Source organism: Brachyspira sp. G79 (genome assembly GCF_002379365.1).
In the GTDB taxonomy this organism is placed as follows: Bacteria; Spirochaetota; Brachyspiria; order Brachyspirales; family Brachyspiraceae; genus Brachyspira.
Genome location: NZ_JQIU01000008.1, coordinates 1,066,505 through 1,081,556 on the forward strand (window position 1 = coordinate 1,066,505; position 15,052 = coordinate 1,081,556).

Consider the following 15,052-nt stretch of genomic DNA (forward strand, 5'->3'; position numbering starts at 1 on the left):
AAAGCTCGTATCTGCATTTACTTATTATATCTTTTATTTCATCAATTTTTTTCTGTTTCAATATAATCATTTAATTTATTATATATATTATTATCATAATCTATATTAAACTTATTTTTTTATAGTATTAGTTAAACTATTTTCTATAAGTCTGCAATATTCTTTTCTGTTATTTTCATTATAGTATTTAAGAATATCATCTGTCTCAGAATGCTTATCTTTTTTAATATTAGCAAATAAAAGTTTTAACTTATCAAATTTATTATGATTATAAATTATAACAGATAAAGCTATTAATATTATTATATATAAATACACAATTTTCATATTAAATATTTTAAATACTTTATCCTCTTTAATCAAAGCATTTTTTATAGGTATAACATTAATCTCTTCTCCATTATTATTAATAAATGAGTTTAAATTTTGTTTTGTGCCTGATATTGTAAGATTAATAGGCTTTGAATATATATTAGTATAACTTTTATCATTAGGAGAGAAATAGCAAAAATTAATATTTGATATTATAGAACTTCCTTCGTCTTTAGCAACTAATACATATTCTTTAACTTTTCTTCCCATCATTTTTTTACCGTCAAACCAATTTGTTTCATAAACTTTAGGCTGATATACAGAAAAATAATTAGTTATGTTATCATTAATTTTAGGCATAGTTATTATAGAAGTATTGCCCTCGCCTGTTACCTCCATTGTTATTAATACCTCTTCTCCTACTGAAACATTAGTTTTATTTACTTTAGTGTTAAAATCAAAATTACCTACAGCACCAGAAAAATTATCAAATCCCTTTCTATCAGGAAGCGGAAGCACTTTAATAACAAACTCATCTTCTCCGTATTCTACACGTTCATTGAAAACAAATCTTCCCTCTTTTTCAAAAACAAAAGGAGTAGTTAATATTCTTTTATCACCAGTTTTAACAGGATATAACACTTCAGTTTTCAAAGGTATAGCACTCACTCTTTTTCCGTCTATTATTTCAGTAAAAGAGTTATACTCTGAAGTTTCAGAATATGAAATAAAGTCAGTTCTGTCTGGTATTTTTGAAAATCCTAAAACATTTACAGGAACATGAACATATGCTTTCTGTGTTATATATATAGGCTCATACAAATAAACTTCTTTTTTATTTATAATATTATCAACATATATATCATCTCCATAATTCATAAAATCTTCAAATTGATTTCCATTAGGTGTATAATTATCATCTCTGTTTCTCACAGGTCCGTCAATTACTTCTATCTTTACAGGATTTGCAACATAAGTATTATTATTTACTCTAACTCTTATATTATCTATATTATAAATACCTTCTTTATTTGCCACATATGTATAAGTATATGTTTTTATAGTTTTAAATGATCCTGAAGAATACATCATATTAACACTTTGAGATGTACCTCTCAATGTAAAACCGTCTATATCAGGTACTGTAACTCTTCCAGAATTATTGTTAATAGTTACAGACAAACTGAATACTTCTCCAACACCTATCTTTTCATCGGAGAATTTTGCTGTAATACTAGTCTGCGGAAAAAGAGGCAGGCATATAATAAAAAATATCACAAATGTATATTTTATAATAATATTACCAATCTTTATCAATTCTTCCTCCGCCATAGTACTGATCTCCATTATCTTTATCTTTTCTAAGCTGTCTTAAAGATTCAAGCAGTCTGTCAATATCGGATTTGCTTTCCTCGTTATCATTATTGCTGTTGTTATTATTGTTTTGATTATCCTGATTATTATTCTGATTGTCTTGATTATCATTATTATTTTGATTGTTCTGATTATTTTGATTATCTTGATTGTTATTATTATCCTGATCGTTTTGATTTCCCTGATTATTATTGTTTTGATTATTCTCATCATTATCGCCAGAACTTCCATTATTATCATCACTCTGACCGCTTTGATTTTGTTCATTATTCTGCTGAAAGCTAGGACCTGTATTATTTTGATTCTGCTGTTCTTCTAATTTTTTATAAGCATATTCTAAAGCTCTTTTTGCATTATTATCATTTGGAGTATTAACAAGAGATTCTACTAATTCATCTATAGCACCTTGATAATCCTGTCCTTCTATCTTTGTTATTCCAGAATTATAATAAATAGCACTTTTTATATCTTTACTTGTATTTTCTGTAGCACTTTTTTTAGCCATATCAAATAACTGTAATGCACTATCCAATTCCCCAATAGAAGACATAGTAGTACCCATGTTATAAAATATTTCTGGAGAATTAGGAACTTTGCTTAAAGCTTTTTCATACAAACTTACAGCACCCTCATAATCTCCTTTTCTCATAAGTCTGTTTGCTCTGTCTACATCAAACTTTGCTGTTAATTCATTTAATGAAAATGAATATGCATAGCTTACAGATATAATAAAAATTAATAGTACATGTTTTCTCATTATACAAATCCTAATTAAAAAAATAAAAATAATAATAAAATACTACTGATATAACTTTGCTTTTTTATCACTAATTTTTTCAGGTTTTATTCTTATCTGTGTTAATATATTAAGTATGCTCGATATCATTATAAAAATCACAGAAATACCCAAAAATATTTGAAATCTCTCTTTATAACTTCTATTATTTCTCACAGCAGAAACACTGTCCATATTTTTTTTCATATCGTCAAATATGCTTTCTAATGAAACATTTTCTGCAATATAGCTTTTTCCAAGTGTAGAATCTGCTATTAATTTTAATGTATTATCATCTCTTTTTGAAATAACAGATTTTTCTCTTACACCCAAATCTGTACTTATAGCAGCACCCTGAGAAGTTCCAACCCCTATAGTATATACACTTATATTCATATCTTTAAGTTCTTTTAATACCTCATCAAAATAACCGCCATGATCCTCTCCGTCAGTTATTAATACTATAGATTTTTTGCTTAAAGCATCTACATTAAAAGTATTTTTAGCAGTAACCAAGGCATCGGCTATTCTAGTTCCTTGAAGAGTAACAGATTTTGTACTCAAATTATCAAGTATATAAGAAAAAGTTTCCATATCCTGAGTAAAAGGACAAGCTATAAAGCTAGTTCCTGCAAAACCTACTAATGAAACAGCCAAATTATCAGTATTTTTTACAAATTTTTCTATTTCTAATTTTGCTCTTTCAAGTCTTGAAGGCCATACATCATCAGCATCCATTGATCTAGACAAATCTAATACTATTGTTACCATATAATTATCGGTTTTTATTTTCTGCTCTATTATACCCCATTTAGGCTGCATTAATGCAAATATTAGTACAGCTGCTGAAAGTATCATAAATATTATAGAAAATATCCTCAAATTTGATATTCTTTTATAAGCTTTATCATTTTGAAAACTTAAATTTCTTGTAAATAAAGATAATACCTTATGCACTCTCATTCTTGATATAACAAATAATATTATAAGTACTGGTATTAATACATATAAAACTATAAACTTAAAATCACCAAAAAACATTATATTTCCATTTTTTAAATTTGTAATATTATACCTATATTTAGTATAATATCAATAGTATCATTTTGATATAAATAACCATAAATATGTATTTAATGTAATACTAATCATAAATTTATATAGAATTATTAATTTTATTCTCTCTGTTGCCATAGCAATAGATTTTTTTGTTAGAATATTCTACTATTATCTTTATAAAATTCAATATTAAAGGAAGTTTAATGAAAAGAAGAATTATAAAGATAGATGAAGATAAATGTACAGGCTGCGGTATATGTATTCCAGACTGTCCTGAAGGAGCTTTGCAAGTAATAGACGGTAAGGCAAGACTTATAAGCGATTTATTCTGTGACGGATTGGGAGCGTGCATAAAAGCATGTCCTGAAAATGCTATGGAAATAGAAGAAAGAGAAGCTGAAGAATATAATGAAAGTAAAGTTATGGTAAATATAGTTAAAGGCGGAGTTAATGTTATAAAAGCACATTTAAAACATTTAAAAGACCATGGAGAAAATAAGCTCTTTGATGAAGCTGTAAAATACTTAAAAGATAATAATTTGGAGGTGCCTAATATGGAAGAAAATAAAGCCTGCGGATGTCCGGGAAGTATGCAGAGAGATTTAAGAAATCAGTTTAGAGGAGAAAATAATAACAGTAATGTTCAAATGCATTCTGAATTAAGAAACTGGCCTATACAATTAAAATTGATAAATCCTAATGCTAATTATTTTGATAATGCTGATTTATTAATAGTGGCTGATTGTGTTCCTTTTTCATATCCTAATTTCCATTCAAGATTTTTAAAAGATAAAACTTTACTAATGTTCTGTCCAAAATTAGATTCAGATATTGACGGATATATAAGTAAATTGGCTAGTATATTTACTGAGAAAAATATTAATTCTATAACCATAGTTAGAATGGAAGTTCCTTGCTGCGGTGGTGTAGAAACAGTTGTAAGAAAGGCTCTTGAAATCGCTCAAAAAAATATCATTATAAAAGAATATACTATTTCTATAGATGGAAGTATCATTTAATTATTTTTTTCTGTTTTTTAAACTATTTTTTATATTGGGGGGATAATTCCCCTCAATAATAAATAATAATTCAATTTTATTCATTATATAAATCATACAGCAATAATAAATTATTTCTTGAAAAAATATAACTTTATTATAAAATAGTAACAAATATAAAATTATATTAACAGAGGCTTATGAAATATGAAAATAAAATTAATAAATATATATTTAATAATTGCTATATCATCATTTTTTATATCATGTGCTACAACATCAAACAGTTCATCAAGCGGTGTATATGTAGGAGAAGATACTGGAGAAATAGGAATAGTTAATAAATGGAAAAATCCAGATTTTAAAGGCGGAAAAACAACAAAAATAACTGCTGAAGGATTTGCTTCTGCTGATGGAAGAGGAGAAGCTGATGCCATAGAAAGATCAATAGAAAGTGCCAAAAGAAATGCTGTAGAACAAGCAGTGGGATCTATAGTGCAGGGAACTACACTAGTAGAAAATAATAAACTTATAAGCTCAAAAATATATGATAATACCACTGGCTATATATCAGAGTATAAAGTTATTAATATTGCCAAATCTGGAAGTGTATGGTATTCAAAAATAGAGGCTACCGTTGGTGTAGATATGCTTCAGGATAATTTGCAGGCTATGGGCATACTTATGGACAGAAAAAATATGCCTTTGATAGTTACGCTTGTAGTAGATGAAACTGGAAACTTAAGCGAATCTTTTAATACAGAGCTTGAAAAAAATATGAGTGAAAAAGGATTTAAATTTGTAAGTGCTTCATCTCTAAGAAATGCTATGAGAAAAGAAAATATCAGCTATGAAGATACTTCAAGCTCTTCAGACTCTATAAAAAAAATAGCTAATGCCACAGGTGCTCAAATAGTAATATTAGGAAAAGCTGGTGCTTCTTTCTTTACTTCTATAAAAGGTACAGCTATGAAAAGCTACAGAAGTGATGTTGCAATTACGGCTATTAATATATCAGATTACAGTACAATAGCTCGTGCCACTCATCAGGCTGGAGGTGTTGGAGGAAGCGATAAAGATGCTCATTCTATTGCATTAGTTAAATCTGCCGACTATATATCTGATGATTTTGTTAATCAAATAGTACAGAAATGGCAGAGTGAAGTTCAAAACGGAACAGAATATACTATATATGTTAATGGTCTTGATTTTAATGATTCTATAGGTTTTGAAGAGGCATTAAAGAAAAATATAGGAAACTTAAAAAGTGTTTATAACAGAGGCGTATCTGATTCATCATCTAAATATGTTGTTACTTATATAGGAAGCAGCAGAGATTTGGCTGTTGATATAAATTCAAAGGCTGGAAGTATGGGATATCAAATTATAATAAGCAGCTTTGATGATAAAACTATTACTTTAAAAGCAAATAAGAGGTAGAATAATTATTTTATGAAAGAAAAATTAGTAGTACACACTTGCTGCGGAGTTTGTATGTCATATCCGCGTACTATACTTGAAGATTATGACAGTATATTTTATTTCTATAATCCTAATATATATCCTATAGAAGAGTATAAGAGAAGAAGAGATGAGTTTATCAATTATACTAATAGCTTGGGAATAAAAACTTATGTAGAAGAAGAGGATAATGCTGTTTCAAATTGGTATGATGATATAAAAGGATTTGAAAATGAACCTGAAAAAGGAACAAGATGCAGTATTTGTTTTAAACATAGAATTAAAAGAGCTTTTGAATATGCTAAAAATATCAATGCTAAATATGTTACTACAGTAATGACAGTAAGCCCGCATAAAAATAGTAAGGTTATAGAAATGATAGGAAATTCTTTGTCAGATGAATACAAAGAAATAAAATATCTTCATTTTGATTTTAAGAAAAAAGACGGATTCAAAAAAACAAATATAATAGCAAATAATGCAGGGCTTTACAGACAAAATTACTGCGGATGTGAGTTCAGCATACGTGATTAAAATATTATATTTATATTAAACCCATTTACATATAATTTTTGTAAGTCCATTATTGAATATTAAACCTATTGCTGTTTCATATATACTGCAAATTTTTAAGTTTGTTAATTTTTTTGTTGTTATTTTTCCCGCCGCATACCAACAGGCACTTCCTACGGTCGCAAAATAAGTTTGGGTGTTGGTACAAAGCCAGCACAAACAATAAATTTGAAAAGCTAACTTTTGATAAACTTAAAAATTTTTAGTATATACACAAACAAATATAGTTTGCAAAAAATAAAATCATATTTTGTTTTTTTAATAAATTATACTTATTTAGATATATAATCTAAATAACATTCAAATTGTTTTGACAATTTTTATTTTACAGTTATTATATAGTATAAATAATAAAATATATAAGGAAATATAATGAATAAAAAAGCAAAGGCTATTTTACTATTATCGGGCGGATTAGACAGTATGCTTGTTGGAGCTATATTAAAAAGAGAAAATATTGATGTTCTTGCTTTAAGATTTGTTACTGGACTAGAGTATGCTGTTATAAAAGAAGAGCTTTTAAATATATATAATGAAGACCCTGCTAAAAAGGCTGCGGATTTTCTTAATATACCAATAAGATTTGTTTCACTAAAAGACGTTTATTTGGATATGTTTTTAAATCCTAAATATGGTTATGGAAGTGCTATTAATCCCTGTTTGGACTGCCATATATTAATGCTTAAAACAGCAAAAAAAATTATGGAAGAAGAAGGATTTGATTTTATAGCAACAGGAGAGGTAAGCGGGCAGAGACCTATGAGTCAGAAATCTCAAGACCTTATAAATGCAATAAGAGAAAGCGGACTTGAAGGCAGATTATTAAGACCATTATCCGCAAAACTACTTCCCATAACAAAACCTGAAGAAGAAGGACTTATAAACAGAGAAAATCTATATGATATATATGGAAGATCCAGACATATGCAAATGAAGTTAGCAAAAGATTTTGGTATAACTGATTATCCAGAACCAGCAGGGGCAGGCTGTTCTATAGTAGATAAAGGATATGCTAGAAGATACAATGATTTAATTTCAAATAATGGAAAGGAAATATTAAATATAGAGCTTATGCAGTATCTTGCTATAGGAAGGCATATAAGAATAAATAAAAGTCTTAAACTTATACTAGGAAGAAATGAAAAAGAAAATGATGCATTAGAGAAAAGAAAAAGAGAAAACTGCATAGTATTAAAACCCAATTATAATAAAGGACCTTTTGGGTATTTGGAAGTTTATGATCATATTGAAAATGTAGATTATAATAATGTATTAAAATCAGCTATGATAATGGGATATTTCTCAAAAGAGGATAAAGATACTCTATCTATAAATACCTCATACTACAAAAATGGTAATAAATATAAAAATGAAAACATTGATATAAATAAAGAAGAGTCAAAAAATACTTTGTTTCAGCAAATAGTATAAAAAATAATGCCCTTATAAATAAATACTTACTTATAAGGGCACAACTATAACTTTTAGGATATTTTTATTTAACTTACTTTCTTATCGGAATAAATATAACTATCTTTATAAGCTGGTATCTTTTTTATTTCAGCCAAAGCCTTCTGAGCTTCTTCGCGTGTATCATATCTTCCAACTTTTAATTTATACATAACCTTACCATCAGACATAGTTTCTTCTTTAATAAAAGCCTTAGGAAATTTAGATTTCAAACTATCTCTTGCTGAGTAAGTATTATCTTTATCATAACCTACGGCTACCTGTATAAAGTATATAGAATCAGCAGATGATGATCTTGTATAAGGTACTCTAGTAGTAGAAGCAGAGCTTGATGTTGTTGTAACAGGAGCTATGCTTGCAATCTGCTGAGGAGGTGTATATGTAGTATTAGGTGTCAGACCTGCTGTTTCCTTTTCTTTAATATCTTCGTTAATAGCATCCAATTCTGAAGCTAAATTCTGAGTATACTCATTATATCTGTCAGCAGAAGTGTCTCCCTCTCTTATAATGCTTGAATTATCATATTCACTTAAAGCAGCAGTATTATTATTAGGAACATCAGCAGTGCTCATTTCTGTAGACATATTCTCAGACTGCTCAGCTCCTCTCATTAATGCCTCAATAGAATCGCTTGAACTATTACTTACTTGCACAGGTTTAGATCCGCCTAAATGAAAACCTAATACAAAAATAAATAATATCAAAGCTGCAGCACTAACAGAAAATACCAATAATCTTATAGGTGTAAAATTGACTATATAAAGAGTTTTTCTTCTGCTAAACTGATTAATATTATTAGTAGAAGAGCCTTTTTCTTCTGTGTTTTGATTTAACTCCATAATGCCTTCCTAATTTTTTTGAGACTATAATCAAATTATTATAATCTTTCATGTTGTTTATTAGAATATCGGCATTGAACTTATTATTTTTAACATCTCTTTGCATTTTTAGACGTTTTCTTGCTTCATGTTCAGAAATATTTCTGCTTTTTTTCATTCTTTTTATAATATCAGAAGTTTTAGAATTAACATATATAAGACTTGTGCACATAAAACGTATTTTACTTCTCATAATAAGTGCTGCTTCTATAACAACATCTTTGCAAGAAGAATCTATCAATTCCTTTACTCTATTTTCTATATAAGGATAATTAATTTCTTCTAATCTTTTTAATTTTTTAAAATTATTAAATACAACAGCACCTAATTTTTTTCTATCTATATTACCGCTGCCATCTAATATATCTGATGAAAACTCACCTACTATATTATCTTTATTATTTATTAATGCCTCATGACCTACTAAATCAGCATCAATATACAAAGCATTCATCTCTTTGGCAAGCATTTTTGAAAAAGAACTCTTGCCAGAACATATAAGCCCATATACACCTATAATATTTTTATTATTATCCATTTTACTGCATATTTGTATTTGTACTTTGAACAGATGTGTTTGTTATATAAGGCATAACTATTTGATTTAAGTTAATTTTATTTAAAAGTCTTCCGTCTATAAGTTTAGCCAAAGATACATTTTCATCTGCTGTTATAATTTTTATCATACCTATAGAACTGTTATATCCTCTAGATGCCAAATCAGTTCTAGGTTCTGTTGTATTGTATACAAGCATATTCATATTATTACTTACACCTTGCAGTTTTCCTGCATTTATATATATATTATCATTATGAATCTTTATTATTTTAGAGTAGAAAGGTATAGAATTATTAATAACTCTTCCAGCCATAACAGCTGCTCCCATCATTTTTTCTCTGCCTCTAGTAGTAATAGTAAAATTAGTAACTGACTTTTCACTTTTTACATCAATTAAATCAAGCATAATAGTGAAAGTATCATCATTCTGAAAAGTAGAACCTCTCAAAAAATAATCAGCATTTCTTGCCTTCAATTCTCTATATAAATCTCTAGTTTCATAATAATTAGTATACATATCAATAACTTTAAACCTTCCAAACTGAGGCAATACATATGATAAAGTTTGATATAATGAAGTATTCAAAAACATAGGGCTGTCTTTCTGAGCAGTAATAGTATCAGCTATAGCAACAGTAAAACCTGATTTTTCTATATTATACTGCTCTATACCCCAAGATTTTGATACTATATTTTTATCTAATCTCCTTTTATAACTGTCATATTTGTATATAATAGATTTCTCTTCTGGATTTACATTTTTTGCTATTTCCAATTCTTCCAAAGATTTCTCTTCCAAACCCATTCTTCTATACACATCAGAAAGCATTAATCTAGCATAAGTATTAGCTGGATTTAGCCTCAACATATGTTTTAAATAAGCCTGAGCTCTTACATTATCTGCAAGTCTTGTATAATAAGAAGCCAAATTACCATAATATAAAGCAGCTCTGTCTCTCTCATAGTCTGGAGTAGGATTGGTATGAAGAAGCACTCTCTCATAAGCAAGTCTTCCAAGCTCATCTTCTGGTTTCGTTTTAAGATAATTTATATATGCCCCTTTAGCCCTTACATAATTATCTGCTCCTTCATAAACACTGCCTATATAGTAATATTTATAATTATTTCTAAAACTAGTATCAGGCATATATTCTAATATAGCGATAGCTTCATCATATCTATTTAATGATATTAATATATTAGCTTTTAATATTTTAGCATCATTATAATTTGTATAATAAAATAATGCATTATTTACTTCATCTAAAGCAGCATTATAATGTTTATTTAAATAATGGTAATTAGCCAAATGATAGTACGACTCTGACATTCTAGGATTATTAGTCATATTTTCATTAAAAAGATTTAAAGCTGTTTCATTACTTCCTATAGCAAGGTATAAATAAGCTAAAGCTGTTGTAGCCTCTGGTCTTACTCTGTCTATAACTCTAGCTCTTTCATACATACTCATAGCCGTTTTATAATATCCTGCTCTTTCGCTTAATAAACCTTCTGCATAACTTGCAAGATAATTTTTACTGTCTAAATTCTTTATTGTATTAACTGTAGTTCTAGCTTCAGAGTTTCTATTATTTAGAAGTTCTATAGTAAGTTTTCTTTCAAAGAGTCTGTAATTTCTAGAATGATAACGCTCTGCATCTGCTATTAAAGTTTCTGCCATAGAGAAATTATTAAGCTTTATATAATTATCTATTAAAAGCAAATAAGCATCTAAATCACTGGGCTTAACATTAAGAGCTTCTAATATATTTATAGAATATTCATAATTTCTTTCATTGTATAGTTTTAAAGCATTTTCTACAGTATTTTGAGAAAAAGCAGAAAAACTAAATATACAGAAAATAAAAAGATTTATTAATAATCTTTTCTTATTTTTCTTCATAATATTTTTCTTCATATCAAAAATAACACCTTATCTCATAGTATTTCTTGCCTGTATTTGGCGTCTTAAGAAAGCAGGTTTTTCCAAATCTGTATCTGTTACTACTGTCTCTCCAAATATAGCAATTTTTGAACCCAATTTATTATGTTTATCCATATAATCATCTGATACTATATCAAACGGTCTTTTATAATCAGAATGAGGGTTATTATGTTTTTCCTCATCTTCAAAACGCATTTCCTCTGCTATTTTTTCGGCTGCTGTGCTATGAATAGTAGATCTTTTAGTTTCATATATTTGAGTATTATCAGCACTTGTTCTATTAAACTCCTCTTTTACAACTTCAATGTTATTGTCTTCCTCTTTTTTATTATCTATATTATTCATATTATTAAATCTATTTGATTTAGTTATAAGAGGCTTTCTAAGAGTTTTTATCTTATTTTCAAAACTATAATGTTCTGGTTTTTCTTCCTCTATTATTTGTTCTTTTAATATTTCCTCTTTTATTGTATCAGATTTAATTTCTTCTTTTATTTCAAGAGTATTATTATTAGAAGTGTTTAATTCAACTTCATTTTCTGCCTCTGGTTCTTTAACTATTGTATTAATACTATCTATTTCAGTAATATTTTCTGCTCTATTATCTGATAATATTTTACTTTCAGCTACAATTTTATCTTCTACAGCTATTTTTTTAGTATTTTCTTTGTTTTCTTCTTGTGATAATGTATTTACTCTATTATTAGCATTTACTATATTATCGGAAGTTTCATTTTCTTCTATTTTATTTTCTTTAATTTCTTTAACTTCTTTTTTAATTTCTGTATCAATTTCTTTTTTATTAACAATTTCACTATTAGAAGATTTAGAAGATAGTGAGTTATTATCTATAGAAGAATTATTAATAGAAGAGCTGTTAGATGAATTTGCTTTAGATGATGTATTTTTTAATATATTAAATCTGTCATTAGCATTTTCATCATTATCATTTTCATCGGAATCTTTTTGTCTATTGGCATCAAAACCTGTAGCTACTATAGTAACAATAATTTCATCTTTAAGTTCTTCTTTAGGACAAACACCTATTTTTATATTAGCATTTTCATTAGCATAATTATTAATGATTTTGCTTGCTTCTCTGTATTCTTTCATAGCAAAATCTTTAGGACATACTATATTTGCAAGTATACCTCTTGCATTTTTTATACTTGAAACATCTAAAAGCGGATTTTCAAATGCGTTTGTAATAGCTTTTTGAAGTCTGTCATCACCTTTTCCAACCCCTATGCCTAAATGAGCTCTTCCATTAGAAAGAGATATCATAGTTTTTACATCGGCAAAGTCTACATTTATAAATCCAGTCTGAGTTATTATATCAGATATTCCCTGAACTCCCTGACGAAGTATATCATCTACAACGGATAAAGCCTGTTCATAGCTGTAATTGTCCATATCAACCATATCATATAGGTTTTCATTAGGTATTATTATAAGAGAATCCACTACAGTAAGCATTTTATCTATACCAGACTCAGCTCTATTCATTTTTAATTTACCTTCATAATCAAAAGGTTTAGTAACTACACCTATAGTTAAAGCTCCAGCCTTTTTAGCTGCCTCTGCCACAACAGGGCTTGCTCCTGTTCCAGTACCGCCTCCGAAACTGCTTGCTATAAATACTAAATTAGCACCGTTTACAAGTTCTTCTATTTTAGCAATATCTTCTCTTGCAGCTTCAGCACCTTTTTCTGGATCAGTACCTGCACCTAGTCCCTGTGTTATTCTATCACCTAAAACTACTCTAGTAGGAGCATTAGAACGGGAAAGTGCCTGAGCGTCTGTATTCATAGCAATAAATTCAACATTTTCTAATCCCTCTTCTATCATTCTGTTTACAGCATTACAGCCGCCGTTTCCGACTCCTATTACTTTTATTACTGTATCCAAAGAAGGACTATTATTAAATGTCATTTTTTCTCTCCCTTTATTGTTATCTGCCAACTCTATACGATAGTTAGGATTCATTGCCTACTCCTAAAAGTTATAATATATATTTATCAAATTTAGAAAATTGATACTATACTCATATTTTATTTAATAAACATAATTATATTAACATAATTGTCAAATTCTGCAAGTAGCAAAAATAAAAAAATATCTTATTATGTTAATCGGAATATTCTACTCTTCTATAACAAAAAATTATTATGTTAATTAAATATTTTTAAAATATTTGAGTTATTATAGATTTTAATATATACTAATAGAGAATTAATACTATTTATTCAATACTTTTATAAAAGAGAAATTTATGAACATACATTTACATACTTTCGGATGCCGTCTTAATCAATATGAAAGTGAAAAAATTTCATATGAGCTAAAAAATATGGGAGCAAACATCACTGAATTAGATAATGCCGATGCAATAGCTATAAATACATGCACTGTTACTAATGACAGTGATAAAAAACTCATTGCTTATTTGGAAAAACTTGGAGATATATCTCAAAAAAAGGTATTTTTAATAGGCTGCTATGTTTCAAAAAAAGACAAAGATTCTTCTATTATAAAGGACAATATTATACTCATACCAAATGAGAAAAAAGAAGAGGCTTCCGAAATAATATTTAATACTATGCATAATAACTCTGAAAATAAAATAAATAATCCCATATTCTTTCCTCAGGAGCAAAGCCGAGCATATTTAAAAATACAGGACGGATGCGAAGTATTCTGTACATACTGCATAGTTTCAAGGGTAAGAGGTACTCATAGAAGTGTAGAACCCCAAAAAATATTTGATGCTGTAAAAATGGCTAATGACTACGGATATAAAGAAATAGTACTCACTGGTCTTAATCTTGGTTCATACAACTACAATAATGAAATTAGCTTCTATAATATACTTACTCAAATATTAGAACATTCTTCAAAATACGGCATTAGAATAAGGCTTTCATCTGTAGAACCGCTTTATTTTGATGACAACCTTATAAGCCTATTTAAAAATGATGATGTACTTTGTCCTCATGCACATATACCTCTTCAGTCTGGAAGCAACAAAATACTTAAACTCATGAACAGAAGATACACTAGAGAAGATTATCTCTCAATTACAGAAAAACTATATAAAACTAATTCCAATATGGCAATAAGCAGCGATGTAATGGTAGGTTTTCCTCATGAAGAAAATACTGATTTTAATGATACTTATGATTTATGCGAAAAGTCAAAGTTCATAAAGATTCATATATTTAGATATTCTAACAGAGAAAATACTCCTTCGTCAAAAATGGACTCTCAAGTAGGATACAGAAAAAAATTAAAAAGAGCTAAAATATTAAATACTCTAAACAGTAAATTAAAAGATTTATATTACAAAAATGCTGAAGGAAGAGATTTAAAAATAGTCATAGAAAAAACTTTATCAGACAATAACTATATAGGTACAAGTGCCGAATACTTAAAATGCAAACTTCATAGTGAAGCCTCTCTAAACAAAAAAGAACTTACTACTGCAAAGGCATTAAAATATGAAAGCGGTATTATGATTTGTGAATAAATAAAATATATTAACAGAAAAATAAATCAACCTTTCCAATTATTTATTACACCTATATCATTTATTAATGGTTTATCTTTAATATCTTATTATTTAATATATTATTAATCATATTATATATA

At 27.8% G+C, this 15,052-nt stretch carries 12 protein-coding genes; 5 read left to right on the plus strand and 7 right to left on the minus strand.

Annotation, left to right across the window (positions count from 1 at the left end; genetic code table 11):
- Nucleotides 1–111: 111 nt before the first annotated feature.
- Genes KQ44_RS06100 through KQ44_RS06110 form a run of 3 tightly spaced genes read right to left on the minus strand, consistent with a single transcriptional unit; the run spans nucleotide 112 to nucleotide 3,502 of the window.
- Entirely contained in the window at nucleotides 112–1,644 is a 1,533-nt protein-coding gene (locus tag KQ44_RS06100) for a BatD family protein (protein ID WP_240516509.1), read from the minus strand.
- Nucleotides 1,613–2,443, minus strand: coding sequence for a tetratricopeptide repeat protein (locus KQ44_RS06105; protein WP_096736672.1), 831 nt, complete (start codon nucleotides 2,441–2,443; stop codon nucleotides 1,613–1,615). Before KQ44_RS06105 ends, KQ44_RS06100 begins: the two co-directional genes overlap by 32 nt.
- Nucleotides 2,444–2,485: 42 nt before the next feature.
- Complete coding sequence (locus KQ44_RS06110; protein WP_096736673.1) at nucleotides 2,486–3,502, minus strand: VWA domain-containing protein; 1,017 nt, start codon at nucleotides 3,500–3,502, stop codon at nucleotides 2,486–2,488.
- Between the two features lie 221 nt (nucleotides 3,503–3,723).
- Here KQ44_RS06110 and KQ44_RS06115 point away from each other — a divergent pair, with 221 nt between their 5' ends.
- The 4 genes from KQ44_RS06115 (at nucleotide 3,724) to KQ44_RS06130 (ending at nucleotide 7,983) form a co-directional block, all read left to right on the plus strand.
- A complete protein-coding gene (locus KQ44_RS06115; protein WP_096736674.1) occupies nucleotides 3,724–4,539 on the plus strand; it encodes a 4Fe-4S binding protein in 816 nt (271 codons plus the stop codon).
- 186 nt (nucleotides 4,540–4,725) lie between these two features.
- Nucleotides 4,726–5,958: a hypothetical protein gene (locus KQ44_RS06120; RefSeq protein WP_096736675.1), complete on the plus strand. Its 1,233-nt coding sequence runs from the start codon at nucleotides 4,726–4,728 to the stop codon at nucleotides 5,956–5,958.
- A gap of 12 nt (nucleotides 5,959–5,970) precedes the next feature.
- Entirely contained in the window at nucleotides 5,971–6,513 is a 543-nt protein-coding gene (locus KQ44_RS06125; RefSeq protein WP_096736676.1) for an epoxyqueuosine reductase QueH, read from the plus strand.
- 411 nt (nucleotides 6,514–6,924) lie between these two features.
- Entirely contained in the window at nucleotides 6,925–7,983 is a 1,059-nt protein-coding gene (locus tag KQ44_RS06130; protein WP_096736677.1) for a thiamine biosynthesis protein, read from the plus strand.
- Between the two features lie 68 nt (nucleotides 7,984–8,051).
- Here the strand turns inward: KQ44_RS06130 and KQ44_RS06135 are convergent, their stop codons facing one another.
- From KQ44_RS06135 to ftsZ, 4 genes are read right to left on the minus strand one after another with little or no spacing between them, the layout of a single operon-like run.
- On the minus strand, nucleotides 8,052–8,861 hold the full coding sequence (locus tag KQ44_RS06135) for an SPOR domain-containing protein (RefSeq protein ID WP_096736678.1): 810 nt from the start codon (nucleotides 8,859–8,861) through the stop codon (nucleotides 8,052–8,054).
- Nucleotides 8,818–9,438: a dephospho-CoA kinase gene (gene coaE / locus KQ44_RS06140; RefSeq protein ID WP_096736679.1), complete on the minus strand. Its 621-nt coding sequence runs from the start codon at nucleotides 9,436–9,438 to the stop codon at nucleotides 8,818–8,820. The genes KQ44_RS06135 and coaE overlap by 44 nt, the downstream gene beginning before the upstream one ends.
- A gap of 1 nt (nucleotide 9,439) precedes the next feature.
- On the minus strand, nucleotides 9,440–11,377 hold the full coding sequence (locus KQ44_RS06145) for a CDC27 family protein (protein WP_096736680.1): 1,938 nt from the start codon (nucleotides 11,375–11,377) through the stop codon (nucleotides 9,440–9,442).
- A 15-nt stretch (nucleotides 11,378–11,392) separates the two neighbouring features.
- Nucleotides 11,393–13,390: a cell division protein FtsZ gene (gene ftsZ, locus KQ44_RS06150; protein WP_096736681.1), complete on the minus strand. Its 1,998-nt coding sequence runs from the start codon at nucleotides 13,388–13,390 to the stop codon at nucleotides 11,393–11,395.
- A 286-nt stretch (nucleotides 13,391–13,676) separates the two neighbouring features.
- Here ftsZ and mtaB point away from each other — a divergent pair, with 286 nt between their 5' ends.
- Nucleotides 13,677–14,930, plus strand: a complete 1,254-nt coding sequence (gene mtaB / locus KQ44_RS06155; RefSeq protein WP_096736682.1) for a tRNA (N(6)-L-threonylcarbamoyladenosine(37)-C(2))-methylthiotransferase MtaB — start codon at nucleotides 13,677–13,679, stop codon at nucleotides 14,928–14,930.
- Nucleotides 14,931–15,052 lie beyond the last annotated feature (122 nt).

What these genes read in the sequence shown, in the direction of transcription:
- KQ44_RS06100 (WP_240516509.1), bottom strand. Translation starts at nt 1,644, where the DNA reads ATGGCGGAGGAAGAATTGATAAAGATTGGTAATATTATTATAAAATAT.
- KQ44_RS06105 (WP_096736672.1), bottom strand. Translation starts at nt 2,443, where the DNA reads ATGAGAAAACATGTACTATTAATTTTTATTATATCTGTAAGCTATGCA.
- KQ44_RS06110 (WP_096736673.1), bottom strand. Translation starts at nt 3,502, where the DNA reads ATGTTTTTTGGTGATTTTAAGTTTATAGTTTTATATGTATTAATACCA.
- KQ44_RS06115 (WP_096736674.1), top strand. Translation starts at nt 3,724, where the DNA reads ATGAAAAGAAGAATTATAAAGATAGATGAAGATAAATGTACAGGCTGC.
- KQ44_RS06120 (WP_096736675.1), top strand. Translation starts at nt 4,726, where the DNA reads ATGAAAATAAAATTAATAAATATATATTTAATAATTGCTATATCATCA.
- KQ44_RS06125 (WP_096736676.1), top strand. Translation starts at nt 5,971, where the DNA reads ATGAAAGAAAAATTAGTAGTACACACTTGCTGCGGAGTTTGTATGTCA.
- KQ44_RS06130 (WP_096736677.1), top strand. Translation starts at nt 6,925, where the DNA reads ATGAATAAAAAAGCAAAGGCTATTTTACTATTATCGGGCGGATTAGAC.
- KQ44_RS06135 (WP_096736678.1), bottom strand. Translation starts at nt 8,861, where the DNA reads ATGGAGTTAAATCAAAACACAGAAGAAAAAGGCTCTTCTACTAATAAT.
- coaE (WP_096736679.1), bottom strand. Translation starts at nt 9,438, where the DNA reads ATGGATAATAATAAAAATATTATAGGTGTATATGGGCTTATATGTTCT.
- KQ44_RS06145 (WP_096736680.1), bottom strand. Translation starts at nt 11,377, where the DNA reads ATGAAGAAAAATATTATGAAGAAAAATAAGAAAAGATTATTAATAAAT.
- ftsZ (WP_096736681.1), bottom strand. Translation starts at nt 13,390, where the DNA reads ATGAATCCTAACTATCGTATAGAGTTGGCAGATAACAATAAAGGGAGA.
- mtaB (WP_096736682.1), top strand. Translation starts at nt 13,677, where the DNA reads ATGAACATACATTTACATACTTTCGGATGCCGTCTTAATCAATATGAA.